Below are 14,431 nucleotides of genomic sequence, written 5' to 3' on the forward strand. Positions count from 1 at the left end.
CCTCGATCTCCACTGTCGGCACGCGCCGACGGCAAGTGCAGCCGAGTGCTGTCGATCTTTTCTCCCGCGAGGCTTAGAACCTGAGTGAAAGGAGCACTGCCATGGCCACTCATCCCGACATTCCGCCGCCTGTCGCACCGGATCTGCCCGTAGAGCCCGACGAAGGGCCAGAGAAGCAGCCCGACGAGCCGACCGGTCCCGAGCCGCCGCCCTCGGTGCTGTGAGCCCGGGCGCGCCGCTGCCGGTGCGAGCCGCGCTAAGCTCGCGCGATGGACGAAATAGATTGCGCCGTCATCGGCGGTGGTGTGGTTGGGCTGGCTGTCGCGCGCGCGTTGGCTCTCGCGGGCCGGGAGGTGCTGGTGCTCGAGTCCGAAGGTGCCATCGGCACGGGAACGAGTTCGCGCAACAGCGAGGTCATTCATGCCGGCATCTACTATCCCCAGGGTTCGCTCAAGGCGAGACTCTGCGTGGAGGGCAAGCAGATGCTGTATGCCTATGCGGCCGAGCGCGGCGTGCCGCACCAGCGCTGCGGCAAGCTGATCGTGGCGACCTCTCCCGAGCAGGCGGCGCAGCTCGAAGCCATCCAGAAGAAGGCGGCTGCCAACGGCGTGGACGATTTGGTCCTGCTCACGGCGCAGCAGGCCATTGCCATGGAGCCGCAACTGCATTGCGTCGCGGCGCTCCATTCGCCGAGCACCGGCATCGTCGACAGCCACGCACTCATGCTGAGCCTGCTGGGCGACCTGGAGAACGCTGGCGGCATGCTGGCGCTGAAGTCGCCCATCACGCGCGCCGAATGCGGCGATGGCGCGATCGTGCTGACGGCGGAAGACGGCACCGTGCTGCGTTGCCGCAGTGTGGTCAATGCGGCGGGACTGGGCGCTCCTGCACTGGCGCGGCGCTTCGAGGGCCTGCCGGCATCGTCGGTACCGAAGGAGTACTTCGCCAAGGGCAACTACTTCACCCTGTCGGGCCGTGCGCCTTTCAGCCGCCTCGTCTACCCGGTGCCCGAGCCGGGCGGGCTGGGCGTTCATCTCACGATCGACCTGGGTGGGCAGGCCAAGTTCGGGCCCGACGTCCAGTGGGTGGCCTCGCCCGACGACCTGGTGGTGGATCCCTTGCGCGGCGAGGGTTTCTATGCCGAGGTCCGCAAGTACTGGCCCGCGCTGCCGGACGGGGCGCTCATACCGGGCTATGCGGGCATGCGTCCCAAGATTTCCGGACCTGGCGAGCCGGCAGCCGACTTCATGATCGACGGGCCTGCGTCGCACGGCGTGCAGGGGCTGGTGAACCTCTTTGGCATCGAGTCGCCGGGCCTCACGAGCAGCCTGGCCATCGGGCGACACGTCGCCAGCATGCTGGCCGGAGCGTGATCGAGGAGGCTTCGGATGTCAGACGATACCCATCGTGCGACAAAGTCTGCACATCTGTAGCGCCCGAGGGCCTTTCGAGCCTGTAACATGACACCACGCCACTTGCTGGCGCGAAGCCGCCGGCGCGGTGCCGGTGTCATCACGGAGGAAAGTTTCCAATGAGTGCATCCAAAAATCTTGAAGCAGCTGCCGAGGACATTGCAAGCGACGTGCGCGGCGTGCTGGCAAGCAAGGAGCTGGATTCGGTTCCCCACATCAAGGCGCTGCGCCAGCGCATCGACACCAAGCTGGCCATCGCACGCGAACTCGCGGCCGAGAAGAGCAAGCTCGCCGCCAAGAAGGCCCGCGAAGCGGCCAGCTCCGCCAACGCCTACGCCCACGACGAACCATGGCAGATCGCCGGTGCCGCACTGGCTGTCGGCGTGCTGGTGGGCCTGCTGCTTGGCCGCCGCTGACCTGGGAGCGTACGGCAGCAGCAGTACTTCCGTTCACCCGGGCATGACCGGAGCCAGCCGATGAGGCTGCTCTCCCTGTTCGGACTGAACGGCCGCATCCGCCGGCTGCGCATCGCCGCGGCCGAGGGCGCCCTGGCGGCCGAGGACCGGGTGCAACTGCTGCGCATGGCCTGGGAGGACGAGAAGCAGCGGCTCAAGCTGATGCTTCTTCTCGGGTTGGCCGTGCTGGGGCTGACCACTGTCACGGTGGCCTTGCTGTCCGTGGCGGTGGTGGTGAACTTCTGGGACACGCCTCACCGTGTCACCGCCGCCTGGTCGGTGGCCGGCGTGTGGATCGTGCTCTGGCTCGCCGCCATCGTCGGCCTGCTGTTGACGCTGCGCAACGCGTCCAACAGCTTCGTGCCCGCTCGCCAGGAATTCGAGCGTGACTGGGCCTGGGCCCGGGAGCGTTTCGGCCTCGGCAAGGATCCGGGGGAGGACGAGGAGGCACCGCGCCGCGTCCGCCGCCCGGCCACGCGCGAAGAACTGCTGGCCCGCATGGAGATCCAGCGCCAGCGCATCCAGACGATGCAGGGCGGACGCGAGACCCAGCCGGCGGACGAGGCGGAGGCCCCGCCGCCCAACGAGTCGGCTGCTGCCGCCGCACTGCGCATCGCCCGGGCGCATCCGGTGGCCACGGGCGTGGCCGCTGCGGCCGCCGTGGTGGTGATCCGGCCTAGGCGCCTGCTGCGTTGGGCCGCGGTCATTGCGCCGGTGCTCTGGCGCATGCGCTGAGAGACCGCGAAGAGAAGGCGCTCAGGCCTTGCTGCCACGATCGCGCAGCAGCGCCTGGGCCGCTTCGCGGACCAGCGCCGGGCCGCGGTAGATCAGGCCGGTGTAGATCTGCACCACGTCCGCACCTGCTGCGATCTTCGCCGTGGCGTCGGCTCCGCTGAGGATGCCGCCCACGCCGATGATCGGAAAGCCCGCGCCCAGTGCCGCGCGCAGCTGAGCGATCACGCGGTTGCTCGCCTCGCGCACCGGCGCGCCCGAGAGTCCGCCCGCTTCCTCCGCGTGGGGCAGTCCCTTGACCGCATCGCGCGCCAGCGTGGTGTTGGTGGCGATCACGCCGTCCATGCCATGGCGCTTGAGGGTGGCGGCGATCACCGCGACCTGCACTTCGTCGAGGTCGGGCGCGATCTTCACGAAGAGCGGCGAGCGCTTGCCGCCATCGCGCGTGGCCAGCGTTTCGCGCCGCTCGGCCACCGCGCCTAGCAGGGCATCGAGTGCTTCGTCGCTCTGCAGCGAGCGCAGGTTGGCGGTGTTGGGGCTGGAGATGTTGATCGTCACGTAGTCGGCGTGCGGGTACACGCCGTCGAGGCAGGCCAGGTAGTCGTCGACCGCTCGTTCGATCGGCGTGGCGGCGTTCTTGCCGATGTTCAGGCCCAGCAGCATCGGCGGCTTCGTTCCGCTGCCGTTCTTGCGGAAACGCGCCTTCTGCACATTCGCCAGGAAGGCGTCCAGCCCCTCGTTGTTGAAGCCGAGCCGGTTGATCAGCGCCTCGCTCTGCGGCAGGCGGAACATGCGCGGCTTGGGGTTGCCGGGCTGGGCCTTCGGCGTCACCGTGCCGACTTCGACGAAGCCGAAGCCCATGGCGGAGAAGGCGTCGATGCAGCGGGCGTTCTTGTCCAGGCCGGCCGCCAGGCCCACGCGGTTCGGGAAAGTCAGGCCGGCGACCTGGACCGGGTCGTCGACGCGCGGTGCCGAGTAGGCGCAGGCCAGAGGTGTGTTCTGGGTGCGCGCCAGCCCGTCCAGCGTGATTTCATGGGCATGTTCGGGATCGAAGCCGAACAGGAAGGGGCGGGCCAGGCCGTAGAGCGAGGAGGGCATCAGCAGGGGCATCGGATAATTCAGGGCTTCAATGAGCCAAGGATTGTCCGTGATGACCGCACCCGCCTCCCCAACCTCCTCCCAACCGCTTTCCCAGGATGAACTCAAGGCCCAGGTCGGCCGTGCCGCGCTGGCCTATGTCGCCAAAGGCGAAATCGTGGGCGTGGGCACCGGCTCGACGGTGAACAAGTTCATCGATGCGCTGGCCACCATCAAGGACGAGATCAAGGGCGCCGTCTCCAGCTCCGTCGCCTCGACCGAGCGCCTGCGCGCGCTGGGCATTCCGGTGTTCGACAGCAACGAGGTGGAGGAACTGTCGGTCTACATCGACGGCGCCGACGAGATCGATCACCGCGGCTTCATGGTCAAGGGCGGCGGCGCCGCGCTCACGCGCGAGAAGATCGTCGCGGCGCAGTCGCGCAAGTTCGTCTGCATCGCCGACGAGTCCAAGCTGGTGGAGGTGCTGGGCGCGTTCCCGCTGCCGGTGGAGGTGATCCCGATGGCCGCGCAGCGCGTGATGCGCCAGTTCGCAGCCATGGGCGGCATCGCCCAGGTGCGCGAGAAGGACGGTCTGCCGCTGGTCACCGACAACGGCCAGCACATCGTCGACGTGACGGGGCTGCGCATCACCGATCCGCTGGGCTTCGAATCGACCGTGAGCCAATGGCCGGGCGTGGTGACGGTCGGCGTCTTCGCGCATCAGAAGGCCGACGTGTGCCTGCTGGGCACCGCGGCCGGTGTGAAGACGATGGAATTCGGGGCCTGAGGCTCGGCCCAGGCCCATCGGCGGCCTAGAACTTGATGCCGGCCGGGTTGCTCGGCGTCGGCTCGCTCGATGCTGGCGGCGGCGCCACGGGCTGCGCGGCAGGTGCGGGCGCTTCGACTGCGCGAGGCGCCGGCGTCGCCTGCTGCGCCACCAGCGGCCTGACCGGGCCGTTGCGGTAGCCCGCGGGCAGGCTGTTGCTCTTGGGATAGCCGGCCGCGTCGAGGTACTGCGACCATTCCACGTCCGAGAAGCCCTTGAGCTGCTGCGAGCCGATCGTCAGCAGCGGCAACGCATTCTGGTTGCTCAGGCGCTGCAGGGCTTCGACGTCCGCGTTGCTCTTGACGGTGCGTTCCTCGAACGGGACGCCGCGCGTCGTGAGCAGCGTGCGCGCCGCCCCGCAGGGGCCGCATTCGTCCCCGCTGTAGAGGGTGACGGGATAGCGCTGCGAGACCAGGCGCAGTTCATACGGCAGGCCCGAGGTGTTGGCGGTGGAGGGCGGGGCGGAGCCCGGCTGGCCGGTCGGCGCCGGCTCGGTGCTTGCGCTCGGGGCGCGGTCGGAGAAAGTGACCTTGCCGTTCTTGTCCACCTGGCGGTAGATGGGTTGCGCCATCGCGCCCGCGGCAACGAGCACGAGGGCAAGGCCGGTCAGGCGATGCAATGGTGAGATTTTGTAAATCGTATGCATCGCCCGAGTATCGCAAGCTTCAGCGATGCATCAAGCCGGCTGGGGCTCGGCCATGCCCTGATGTCGCAGCAGCGCATCAAGCTGGGGCTCGCGGCCACGGAAGGCCTTGAACGAGTCCATGGCGCTGCGGCTGCCGCCGGCCTCGAGGATGGCCTGGCGGTACTTGCGGCCGGTCTCGATGTTCGGCTCGCCGTCGGCACCCACGGTTTCCTCGAAGGCGGCATAGGCGTCGGCGCTGAGCACCTCGGCCCACTTGTAGCTGTAGTAGCCGGCCGCATAGCCGCCCGCGAAGATGTGGCTGAACGTGTTCGGCGTGCGGCTGAAAGGCGGCGAGGGCATCACCGCGACTTCGGCACGCACGCGGCCCAGCAGCGCCATCACGTCGCCTGGCTTGGCGGTGGCGGCGTGGTATTCGGTGTGCAGCAGCATGTCGAACAGCGAGAACTCGATCTGGCGCAGCGTCTGCAGGCCGCTCTGGAAGTTCTTCGCGGCGGTCATCTTGTCGAAGAGGGCGCGCGGCAGCGGCTCGCCGGTGTCGACGTGGGCCGTCATGTGCTTTAGCACGTCCCACTCCCAGCAGAAGTTCTCCATGAACTGGCTCGGCAGCTCGACCGCATCCCACTCGACGCCGCTGATGCCCGAGACGTCGCGCTCGTTCACCTGCGTGAGCATGTGGTGCAGGCCGTGGCCGAACTCGTGGAAGAGGGTGGTCACATCGTCGTGCGTGAGCAGCGGCGGCTTGCCGTCGACACCGCTCGCGAAGTTGCACACCAGCTGCGCAACGGGCGTCTGCAGAACGCCGGTGTCGGGGCGCAGCCAGCGGGCGCGCACGTCGTCCATCCACGCGCCGCCGCGCTTGGCGGCGCGGGCCGACGGGTCGAGATAGAACTGGCCGACCTTCTGGCCGGCGCGTTCGATGCGATAGAACTCCACGCTCGGGTGCCAGGTGGGCGCCGAATCGCGGCGGATGGACACCTCGAACAGCGTCTCGACGATCTTGAACAGGCCGGCCATGACCTTCGGTGCCGGAAAGTACTGCTTCACCTCCTGCTCGCTGAAGGCGTAGCGCGCTTCCTTGAGCTTCTCGCCGATGTAGCTCCAGTCCCAGGGTTGCGGGTCGGTGATGCCCAATTGCTCTGCAGCGAAGACGCGCAGGTCGGCCAGGTCGCGTTCGCCGTAGGGCTTGGCCTTGGCCGCGAGGTCGCGCAGGAACTTCACGACCTGCTCGGGCGATTCGGCCATCTTCGGAACCACAGACAGCTCGCCGTAGTTCCGGTAGCCTAGCAGCCTGGCTTCTTCCTCGCGCAGCGCGAGGATCTCGGTGATGAGCGCGGTGTTGTCGAAGGCCGCGTCGCCGAACTCACTGGCGCGCGTGACGTAGGCACGGTAGAGCTTCTCGCGCAGCGCGCTGCTCTTTGCGAACTGCATCACCGGCAGGTAGCACGGCATCTTCAGCGTCAGCTTGTAGCCTTCCTTGCCGTCGGCCTCGGCGGCCGCGCGCGCGGCGCTCACCACGTCCTCGGGCACGCCTTCGAGCTCGCCGAGCGTGGCGTAGTAGGCGAAGGCATCGGTGGCATCGAGCGCGTTCTCGCTGAACTTCTGGCTCAGCTCAGCCAGGCGCTCCTGGATGTCGGCGAAGCGCTTCTTGGCCTCGCCCTGCAGCTCGGCGCCGCCCAGCACGAAGTTGCGCACCGCGTTGCTGTGTGCCTGGCGCTGCTCGGCATTGAGCGTCGTGACGTCGATGGCCTTGTACTTGGCGTACAGGCGCTCGTCGGAGCCCAGGCGGGTCCAGAAGGCGGTGACGCGCGGCATGGCCTCGTTGTAGGCGGCGCGCAGTTCGGGCGTGTCGGCCACGGCGTTGAGATGGCCGACTGCGCCCCAGGCGCGGCTGAAGCGCTCGGATGCCACGTCGAGCACCTTGGAGATCGCGTTCCAGTCAGCGGGGAAATCCGGTGCCGTCACGGTTTGCAGCGCAGCCTCGGCGTCGGCCAGCAGGGCGTCGACGGCTGGTGCGACGTGCTCGGGCTTGACTCGGTCGAACAGCGGGAGATCGGTGAAATCGAGGAGCGGGTTGGTCATTGGAAAAATCCTGTTCGAGCTGACGAGACCATTGCGGGAGCCACCACGGAGCCGGCTTCGCCGGGCCGCCGGTGGCGCCCCTTGAGGGGGAGGCGGCTACACGAATTGAGCAAGCAACAATGTGGTTCTTATCTTGCGGCGCGCTCTGCAGCTTCAAGGGTGTTGACCAGAAGCATCGCGCGCGTCATGGGGCCGACGCCGCCCGGCACGGGCGTGATCCAGCCGGCCACTTCCTTGACGCCATCGAAGTCGACGTCGCCGGCGAGCTTGCCGTCGGCCTTGCGGTTCATGCCCACGTCGATGACGACCGCGCCGGGCTTGACCATGTCGGCGGTCAGCAGGTCGAGCTTGCCCACGGCCGCGACGATCACGTCGGCCTGGCGCGTGATGGCGCCCAGGTCCTTGGTGGCGCTGTGGCAGATGGTCACGGTGGCGCTCTTGGCGAGCAGCATCATGGCCATCGGCTTGCCGACGATGTTGCTGCGGCCGATGACCACGGCATGCTTGCCGCGCAGGTCGTAGCCGATCGATTCGAGCATCTTCATGCAGCCGTGCGGCGTGCAGGGCCAGAAGCCGGGGGCGCCGGTCATGAGCGCGCCCGCGCTGGCGACGTGGAAGCCGTCGACGTCCTTGGCCGGCGAGATGGTCTCGATGACCTTCTGGCTGTCCATGTGCTTGGGCAGCGGCAGCTGCACCAGGATGCCGTGCACCTTCGGGTCGTCGTTGAGGGTACGGATGCGGGCCAGCAGGTCGGCCTCGCTCATGTCGGCGGGGTAGGTCTCGAGCGTGGCATCGAGGCCGGTCTGCGCGCTGTCGTTGACCTTGTGCTTGGTGTAGACCTGGCTGGCCGGGTCTTCGCCCACGAGGATGATGGAAAGGGCCGGGTTCACGCCACGGGCCTTGAGTGCGGCGGTGCGGCCGGACACCTCGGCGCGGATGGTTTTGGCGAGGGCGTTGCCGTCGATCAGTTGGGCGGTCATCGGTTTCGATTTTCCAAGTAAAAACGCCCGCTTTCGCAGGCGTGGGGGTCATTCGTCGCTATCGGGCGGATAGCTGCTTCTAGGCCTTGGCTGCTGGCGCCGCCTGACCCAGCGCGATCTTGAGCAGATCGGCCACGGTGTTGGCGTTGAGCTTTTCCATGATGTTGGCGCGGTGCGCCTCGACCGTCTTGATGCTGATGCCAAGGTCGTCGGCGATCTGCTTGTTCAGGCGGCCGGCGACGATGCGCTCGAGCACCTGCGCCTCGCGGCCCGTGAGCTTGGACAGGAGTGCGTCGCGGCTGGCCGACTGCTGGTGCTGCGTGAAGGCGCCGCGCGCATGCTCGAGCATGCGCTCGACCAGCGTGACGAGTTCCTCGTCGTTGAAGGGCTTCTGGATGAAGTCCATCGCGCCCTTCTTCATGCTGTCGACGGCCATCGGCACGTCGCCGTGGCCGGTAATGACCACGATGGGCAGCGGGGAGCGTCGTTCGATCAGCCGGTCCTGCAGCTCGAGGCCGGTCATGCCGGCCATGCGGATGTCGACGATCAGACAGGCGACTTCGCGCGGGTCGTATCGGGAGAGAAAGGATTCGGCGGAATCGAAGCAGCGGACTCTGTAGTCCTTGCCTTCGAGCAGCCATTGCAGCGAATCGCGTACGGCTTCGTCGTCGTCGACGACATAGACCGTGCCCTTCTTCGGAATCAAACTCATGCAGGTACCTTTGCCTCGTCGCTAGCTACGGAACTGATAGCGTCCAACACCGGAATCCAGAAGGAAAAACGGCATCCGATCACATCCGGGCCATTGTAGATGTTCTCCGCCTGCATCCGGCCGCGGTGCGACTCGACGATGGTGCGGCACAGGTTCAGGCCGATGCCCATGCCCTCGGGCTTGGTGGAGAAGAAGGCCTCGTAAAGACGGTCCATCACCTCGGGCGCCAGGCCCTTGCCGGTGTCCTGCACCGAGAACTCGATCGCGTTGTGGCCCTCGATCACCTTGGGCAGCACGCGCAGCTCCACGCTGCGGCGCGCCAGCGGCCGGTCGGCGAGGTCGATGGATTCGGCCGCGTTCTTCAGCAGGTTGACCATCACCTGCTCGATGAGGATCGGGTCGACCCGTACCACCGGCAGCCGCGCCGCCACGTAGTGGTTCAGGCGCACGTTGCGCCGGCGCAGTTCGATGCCCGCGAGCTCGACCGCCTCGCTCACCATGGTGGCCACGTCGGCCGGCGTGCGGTTGGGCTCGCTGCGCTTCACGAAGGAGCGGATGCGCTGGATGATCTGGCCCGCGCGCTGGGCCTGCTTGGACGTCTTCTCGAGCGCGGCCAGCAGGGCCTCGTTGTCGATCGACTGGCCCTTGATGCGCGACATCATCCCGTTGCAGTAGTTGGTGATGGCGGTCAGCGGCTGGTTGAGCTCGTGCGCCACGCTGGAGGCCATCTCGCCCATGGTGATGAGGCGGCTGGCGGCCTGGGCCTTGTCGGCCTGCGCGGCGGCCTGTTCCTCGGCATCGCGGCGCGGCGTGATGTCGGTGGCGATCACGAGCTGCGCGAGCCGGCCGTCCACCCAGGTCAGGTAGCGCGAGCGCACCTCGAGCCACTTGCCCAGGTGGGGCACGAAGATCTCGTTGTTGGCGGTCTGTGCGGCGGTGAGGGTGTCGATCGGCAGGCCGGCGTAGGGGTCCACGTCGTCCAGGCCCTCGTCGTGCGCGTTCGACGCAGGCACACCCGCCTGCGCCACCATGCCCAGGTGGCCCACGGTGTCGGAGCCGAACCAGAGGCGGTACAGCTTGTTGGCGAACAGCAGCTCCTCGCTGCCGATGGGGGCCACCGACACGGCCGCGTCGAGCGCCTCCAGCACCGTGGTGAAGCGCTCGTAGGAGGCCGAGAGCTGCTCGCGGATGCGCGTGGGCTCGGTGATGTCGGTCATCGACGTCATCCAGCCGGTCTGGTGGCCGCGGGCGTCGATCAGCGGAGAGACGTACAGGCGGGCATTGAACACGCTGCCGTTCTTGCGCTTCACCCGCACCTGGAAGCCGCCGGGCAGCGCGCGGCCGTGCAGTTCTTCCTCGAGCCTCTCGTTCATCACCTCGCGGTCGGATTCGAGCCAGTATGGGAAGGGCGGCGACTGGCCGACCAGTTCTTCCTCGCTCCAGCCGGTCATCGCGCAGAAGGCGGCGTTGACGTAGGTGATGCGGCCCTGCAGGTCGAGCACGCGCATGCCGGTGAGCATGGAGTTCTCCATCGCCCGGCGGAAGTTGGTCTCGGCCACCAGACGCTGCTGCGCCTGCAGCCGCCGGCGCGTGTGGCGCCAGGTGCCGATCAGCATCCAGCTCGTGAGCACGCTCAGCGCGCAGACCAGCCAGAAGAGCCCGTTGCCGACCACGCCCTGCGAGGTGCGGTAGGCCTGTGCCCGCAGCACCAGCGCATTGCCCACCGGCGACACCGGCACTTCATATTCGTTGGTGCGCTCGGACCAGGGCAGCAGGCGCGTGCCGCTTTCCTTCAGGTTGGCGGTGTTGCCGGCGATCACGTGGCCCTTGGCGTCGAGCAGCGACACCGCATAGCGCGCCTGCACCTCGGAAGGCATCCCGTAGCGCAGCAGCCCGTCGACCGAGAACTCGCCAAGCACGACGCCCGCGAACAGGCCCTGGTCGAAAAGGGGGATGTGCAGCTGAAGCATCGCCGGCGGGTCGCCGCCTGCCACGGGCTGCGAGAAGACCGGCTGGCGCAGTTCGCGCGCCAGGGCGTAGTTGCTCTCGATGTCGCCGGGGCGCAGCACGTCGCCGATCAGGTGCTGCTGCGCCGGATGGACGCTGGGCGCCGCATAGCCGGCCTTGAAGCGGCGACGGTCGTCGATCCAGGTGATGGTCTGCAGTTCGGGGAACTGGCTCACCAGCGACTCGGCGCGGCTGGTGAATTCGATCGGGTCGATCTCGCGGTTGGAGGCGTCGCGCGCGATGCGCATCAGCTGCTCCTGCCGCTCCAGCAGCCGCAGGCGCATGCGCTGCTGCGCGTATTCGACGTCGCGGCGCACCGATTCCTGCTCGCGCTCGACTTCCTCGGTGCGCAGGTACCAGAAGGCGGAAACGATGGCGGCAAGGAACAGCAGCACGGCCGCCATCGGAGCGAGCATGGCGACCGCGTCCTGCAGCACCGGGGTCTGGCGTCGCCACCACCTGCGCCACCAGGACAGCGGCGAGGCGTTCACGGCACTGCGGGCAACCGCCAGCGGGGAGGAGAGAGGCATGGGGCGGATTCTAGGCTTGCCCCCTCGGCTTGCCATGCCCCATGGGGACATCCGCTTCTGCTCCGATTTCCTTCAAATTTCACATTGAAAAATCAATGAGCACTATTTGAAATCACGATGTTTCTATGCGAAACTCCGCCGCGTTCGCTGCAGAGCGCACTTAAATTACTGCCACAGCCCTAAAGGAGACAAAGCATGTCGGCAAACCCCGAGAACCTGTTCGGCTCGGCCGCTAACGACGCGGACGCCCAGGAGACCCGTGAATGGATGGATGCCCTGTCTTCCGTCATCCAGAGCGAGGGGCCTGAGCGGGCTCACTTCCTCCTCGAGCAACTTCTCGAGCATGCCCGCCAGAACACGGTCGACATGCCGTTCTCGGCCAACACCGGCTACGTCAACACCATCGAACCTTCGCAGGAAGCCCGCAGCCCCGGCAACCTCGAGATCGAACAGCGCCTGCGCGCCTACATGCGCTGGAACGCGATGGCCATGGTGGTCAAGGCCAACCGCCATCATCCGGCCGAGGGCGGCGACCTCGGCGGCCACATCGGCTCCTTCGCCTCGCTGGCCAGCATGTTCGGCGCCGGCTTCAACCACTTCTGGCACGCCGAGAGCGAGAACCACGGCGGCGACCTGCTCTACATCCAGGGCCACGTCTCTCCCGGCATCTACGCCCGCGCCTACCTCGAAGGCCGCCTCTCCGAAGAGCAGCTGCTCAACTTCCGCCAGGAAGTCGACGGCAAGGGCCTTTCCAGCTACCCGCACCCCAAGCTGATGCCGGAGTTCTGGCAGTTCCCCACCGTCTCGATGGGCCTGGGCCCGCTGATGGCCATCTACCAGGCGCGCTTCCTCAAGTACCTGCATGCCCGCGGCATCGCCAACACCGAGAACCGCAAGGTCTGGGTCTTCTGCGGCGACGGCGAAATGGACGAGGTCGAATCGCTGGGCGCGATCGGCCTGGCAGCGCGCGAGAACCTCGACAACCTGATCTTCGTCATCAACTGCAACCTGCAGCGCCTGGACGGCCCGGTGCGCGGCAACGGCAAGATCATCCAGGAGCTCGAAGGCGAGTTCCGCGGCGCCAACTGGAACGTCGTCAAGCTGGTCTGGGGCAAGGGCTGGGACGCCCTGCTCGAGAAGGACCACGACGGCGCGCTGCGCAAGATCATGATGGAGTGCAACGACGGCGACTACCAGTCGTTCAAGGCCAACGACGGCGCCTACGTCCGCAAGAACTTCTTCGGCCGCGACCCGCGCACGTTGAAGATGGTCGAGCACATGACCGACGACGAGATCTGGAACCTGCAGCGCGGCGGCCACGACTCGCAGAAGGTGTACGCCGCCTTCCACGCTGCCCAGAACCACAAGGGCCAGCCCACCGTGCTGCTCGTGAAGACCGTCAAGGGCTTCGGCATGGGCAAAATCGGTGAAGGCAAGAACACGGTCCACCAGACCAAGAAGCTCGGCGACGAGGACATCAAGGCCTTCCGCGACCGCTTCAACATCCCGATCCCTGACAGCCAGATCGCCGAGCTGCCGTTCTACAAGCCGGCCGACGACACGCCGGAAATGAAGTACCTGCACGAGCGCCGCAAGGCCCTGGGCGGCTACCTGCCGCACCGCCGCGTGAAGAGCGACGAGAGCTTCACCGTGCCCGCGCTGGACACCTTCAAGGCAGTGCTCGAACCCACGGCAGAAGGCCGCGAGATCTCGACCACCCAGGCCTACGTGCGCTTCCTCACGCAGCTGCTGCGCGACAAGGCGCTGGGCCCGCGCGTCGTCCCCATCCTGGTCGACGAGGCCCGCACCTTCGGCATGGAAGGCCTGTTCCGCCAGGTCGGCATCTACAACCCGCACGGTCAGCAGTACACCCCGGTCGACAAGGACCAGGTCATGTACTACAAGGAAGACAAGGCCGGCCAGATCCTGCAGGAAGGCATCAACGAGGCCGGCGGCATGTCGAGCTGGATCGCTGCCGCCACCTCGTACAGCACCAACAACCGCATCATGGTGCCGTTCTACGTGTACTACTCGATGTTCGGCTTCCAGCGCATCGGCGACCTGGCATGGGCTGCCGGCGACATGCAGGCGCGCGGCTTCCTGCTGGGCGGCACCTCGGGACGCACCACGCTCAACGGCGAAGGCCTGCAGCATGAGGACGGCCACAGCCACATCCTGGCCAACACCATCCCCAACTGCGTGAGCTACGACCCGACCTTCGCGCATGAAGTCGGCGTGATCCTGCATCATGGCTTGAAGCGCATGGTCGAAAAGCAGGACAACGTCTACTACTACCTGACGCTGCTCAACGAGAACTACGCGATGCCCGGCCTGCAGCCCGGCACCGAGGAGCAGATCATCAAGGGCATGTACCTGTCGAAGCAGGGTCCCGCGATCAAGGCCGGCAAGGGCAAGGATGCGCCGAGCGTGCAACTGCTGGGCAGCGGCACGATCCTGCGCGAGAGCTTCGCGGCACAGGAACTGCTCGAGAAGGACTGGGGCGTTTCTGCTTCGGTGTGGAGCTGCCCGAGCTTCAACGAGCTCACCCGCGACGGCCAGGACGCCGACCGCTGGAACCTGCTGCACCCCGACCAGACCCCGCGCGTGCCCTTCGTGGCCGAGCAGCTCGGCGCCACGACCGGCCCGGTGGTCGCATCGACCGACTACATGAAGGCCTACGCCGAGCAGATCCGCCCCTTCATTCCGAAGGGCCGCAACTACAAGGTGCTTGGCACCGACGGCTTCGGCCGCAGCGACTTCCGCAGCAAGCTGCGCGAGCACTTCGAGGTCAACCGCCACTACATCGTGGTGGCGGCGCTCAAGGCGCTGAGCGAAGACGGCACCGTGCCGGTGGCCAAGGTGGTGGAAGCGATCAAGAAGTACGGCATCAATGTCGACAAGGTCAACCCGCTCTACGCCTGATCCCCAATCAACAACCAACCAACGAACGAACGGCGCCTGACGGCGGGAGACAA

The 14,431-nt window shown here is 67.0% G+C and carries 12 protein-coding genes; 6 read left to right on the forward strand and 6 right to left on the reverse strand.

The annotated features are described in order from the left end of the window. Nucleotides 1–101 precede the first annotated feature (101 nt). The 4 genes from FHY06_RS00655 (at nucleotide 102) to FHY06_RS00670 (ending at nucleotide 2,602) form a co-directional block, all read left to right on the forward strand. Nucleotides 102–224, forward strand: a complete 123-nt coding sequence (locus tag FHY06_RS00655; RefSeq protein WP_184602833.1) for a stereocilin — start codon at nucleotides 102–104, stop codon at nucleotides 222–224. Between the two features lie 45 nt (nucleotides 225–269). Further along, entirely contained in the window at nucleotides 270–1,373 is a 1,104-nt protein-coding gene (locus tag FHY06_RS00660) for an NAD(P)/FAD-dependent oxidoreductase (RefSeq protein ID WP_126184352.1), read from the forward strand. A gap of 158 nt (nucleotides 1,374–1,531) precedes the next feature. Continuing rightward, nucleotides 1,532–1,828: a glycine zipper domain-containing protein gene (locus FHY06_RS00665; RefSeq protein ID WP_019653153.1), complete on the forward strand. Its 297-nt coding sequence runs from the start codon at nucleotides 1,532–1,534 to the stop codon at nucleotides 1,826–1,828. A 60-nt stretch (nucleotides 1,829–1,888) separates the two neighbouring features. Next, nucleotides 1,889–2,602, forward strand: a complete 714-nt coding sequence (locus tag FHY06_RS00670) for a phage holin family protein (protein WP_132799667.1) — start codon at nucleotides 1,889–1,891, stop codon at nucleotides 2,600–2,602. 21 nt (nucleotides 2,603–2,623) lie between these two features. Here the strand turns inward: FHY06_RS00670 and FHY06_RS00675 are convergent, their stop codons facing one another. After that, nucleotides 2,624–3,709 carry a quinone-dependent dihydroorotate dehydrogenase gene (locus FHY06_RS00675; RefSeq protein WP_184602835.1) on the reverse strand — a complete coding sequence of 362 codons (1,086 nt, stop codon included), beginning with the start codon at nucleotides 3,707–3,709 and terminating at the stop codon, nucleotides 2,624–2,626. 40 nt (nucleotides 3,710–3,749) lie between these two features. Between FHY06_RS00675 and rpiA the strand changes: the two genes are divergently transcribed. Continuing rightward, the gene (rpiA, locus tag FHY06_RS00680; protein WP_145759120.1) at nucleotides 3,750–4,463 is read left to right on the forward strand and encodes a ribose-5-phosphate isomerase RpiA; all 714 of its coding nucleotides are present in this window, start codon (nucleotides 3,750–3,752) and stop codon (nucleotides 4,461–4,463) included. 25 nt (nucleotides 4,464–4,488) lie between these two features. Here the strand turns inward: rpiA and FHY06_RS00685 are convergent, their stop codons facing one another. From FHY06_RS00685 to FHY06_RS00705, 5 genes are all read right to left on the reverse strand, one after another. Continuing rightward, entirely contained in the window at nucleotides 4,489–5,148 is a 660-nt protein-coding gene (locus FHY06_RS00685) for a glutaredoxin family protein (protein WP_184602837.1), read from the reverse strand. A gap of 30 nt (nucleotides 5,149–5,178) precedes the next feature. Continuing rightward, nucleotides 5,179–7,227, reverse strand: coding sequence for a M3 family metallopeptidase (locus FHY06_RS00690; RefSeq protein WP_132750762.1), 2,049 nt, complete (start codon nucleotides 7,225–7,227; stop codon nucleotides 5,179–5,181). A 128-nt stretch (nucleotides 7,228–7,355) separates the two neighbouring features. Beyond that, the gene (folD, locus tag FHY06_RS00695; protein ID WP_093201637.1) at nucleotides 7,356–8,207 is read right to left on the reverse strand and encodes a bifunctional methylenetetrahydrofolate dehydrogenase/methenyltetrahydrofolate cyclohydrolase FolD; all 852 of its coding nucleotides are present in this window, start codon (nucleotides 8,205–8,207) and stop codon (nucleotides 7,356–7,358) included. A gap of 79 nt (nucleotides 8,208–8,286) precedes the next feature. Then, on the reverse strand, nucleotides 8,287–8,919 hold the full coding sequence (locus FHY06_RS00700; protein ID WP_012747279.1) for a response regulator transcription factor: 633 nt from the start codon (nucleotides 8,917–8,919) through the stop codon (nucleotides 8,287–8,289). Next, the gene (locus FHY06_RS00705) at nucleotides 8,916–11,456 is read right to left on the reverse strand and encodes a PAS domain-containing sensor histidine kinase (RefSeq protein WP_019653146.1); all 2,541 of its coding nucleotides are present in this window, start codon (nucleotides 11,454–11,456) and stop codon (nucleotides 8,916–8,918) included. The genes FHY06_RS00700 and FHY06_RS00705 overlap by 4 nt, the downstream gene beginning before the upstream one ends. Nucleotides 11,457–11,651: 195 nt before the next feature. On the opposite strand from FHY06_RS00705, the gene aceE reads away from it, so the two are divergent. Next, nucleotides 11,652–14,378 (forward strand): pyruvate dehydrogenase (acetyl-transferring), homodimeric type, encoded by a 2,727-nt coding sequence (aceE, locus tag FHY06_RS00710; protein ID WP_126184348.1) that lies wholly within the window; start codon nucleotides 11,652–11,654, stop codon nucleotides 14,376–14,378. Nucleotides 14,379–14,431: the final 53 nt, after the last annotated feature.

Origin of the sequence: Variovorax atrisoli (assembly GCF_014195185.1) — a bacterium.
GTDB classification, from domain to species: Bacteria; Pseudomonadota; Gammaproteobacteria; order Burkholderiales; family Burkholderiaceae_C; genus Variovorax; species Variovorax atrisoli.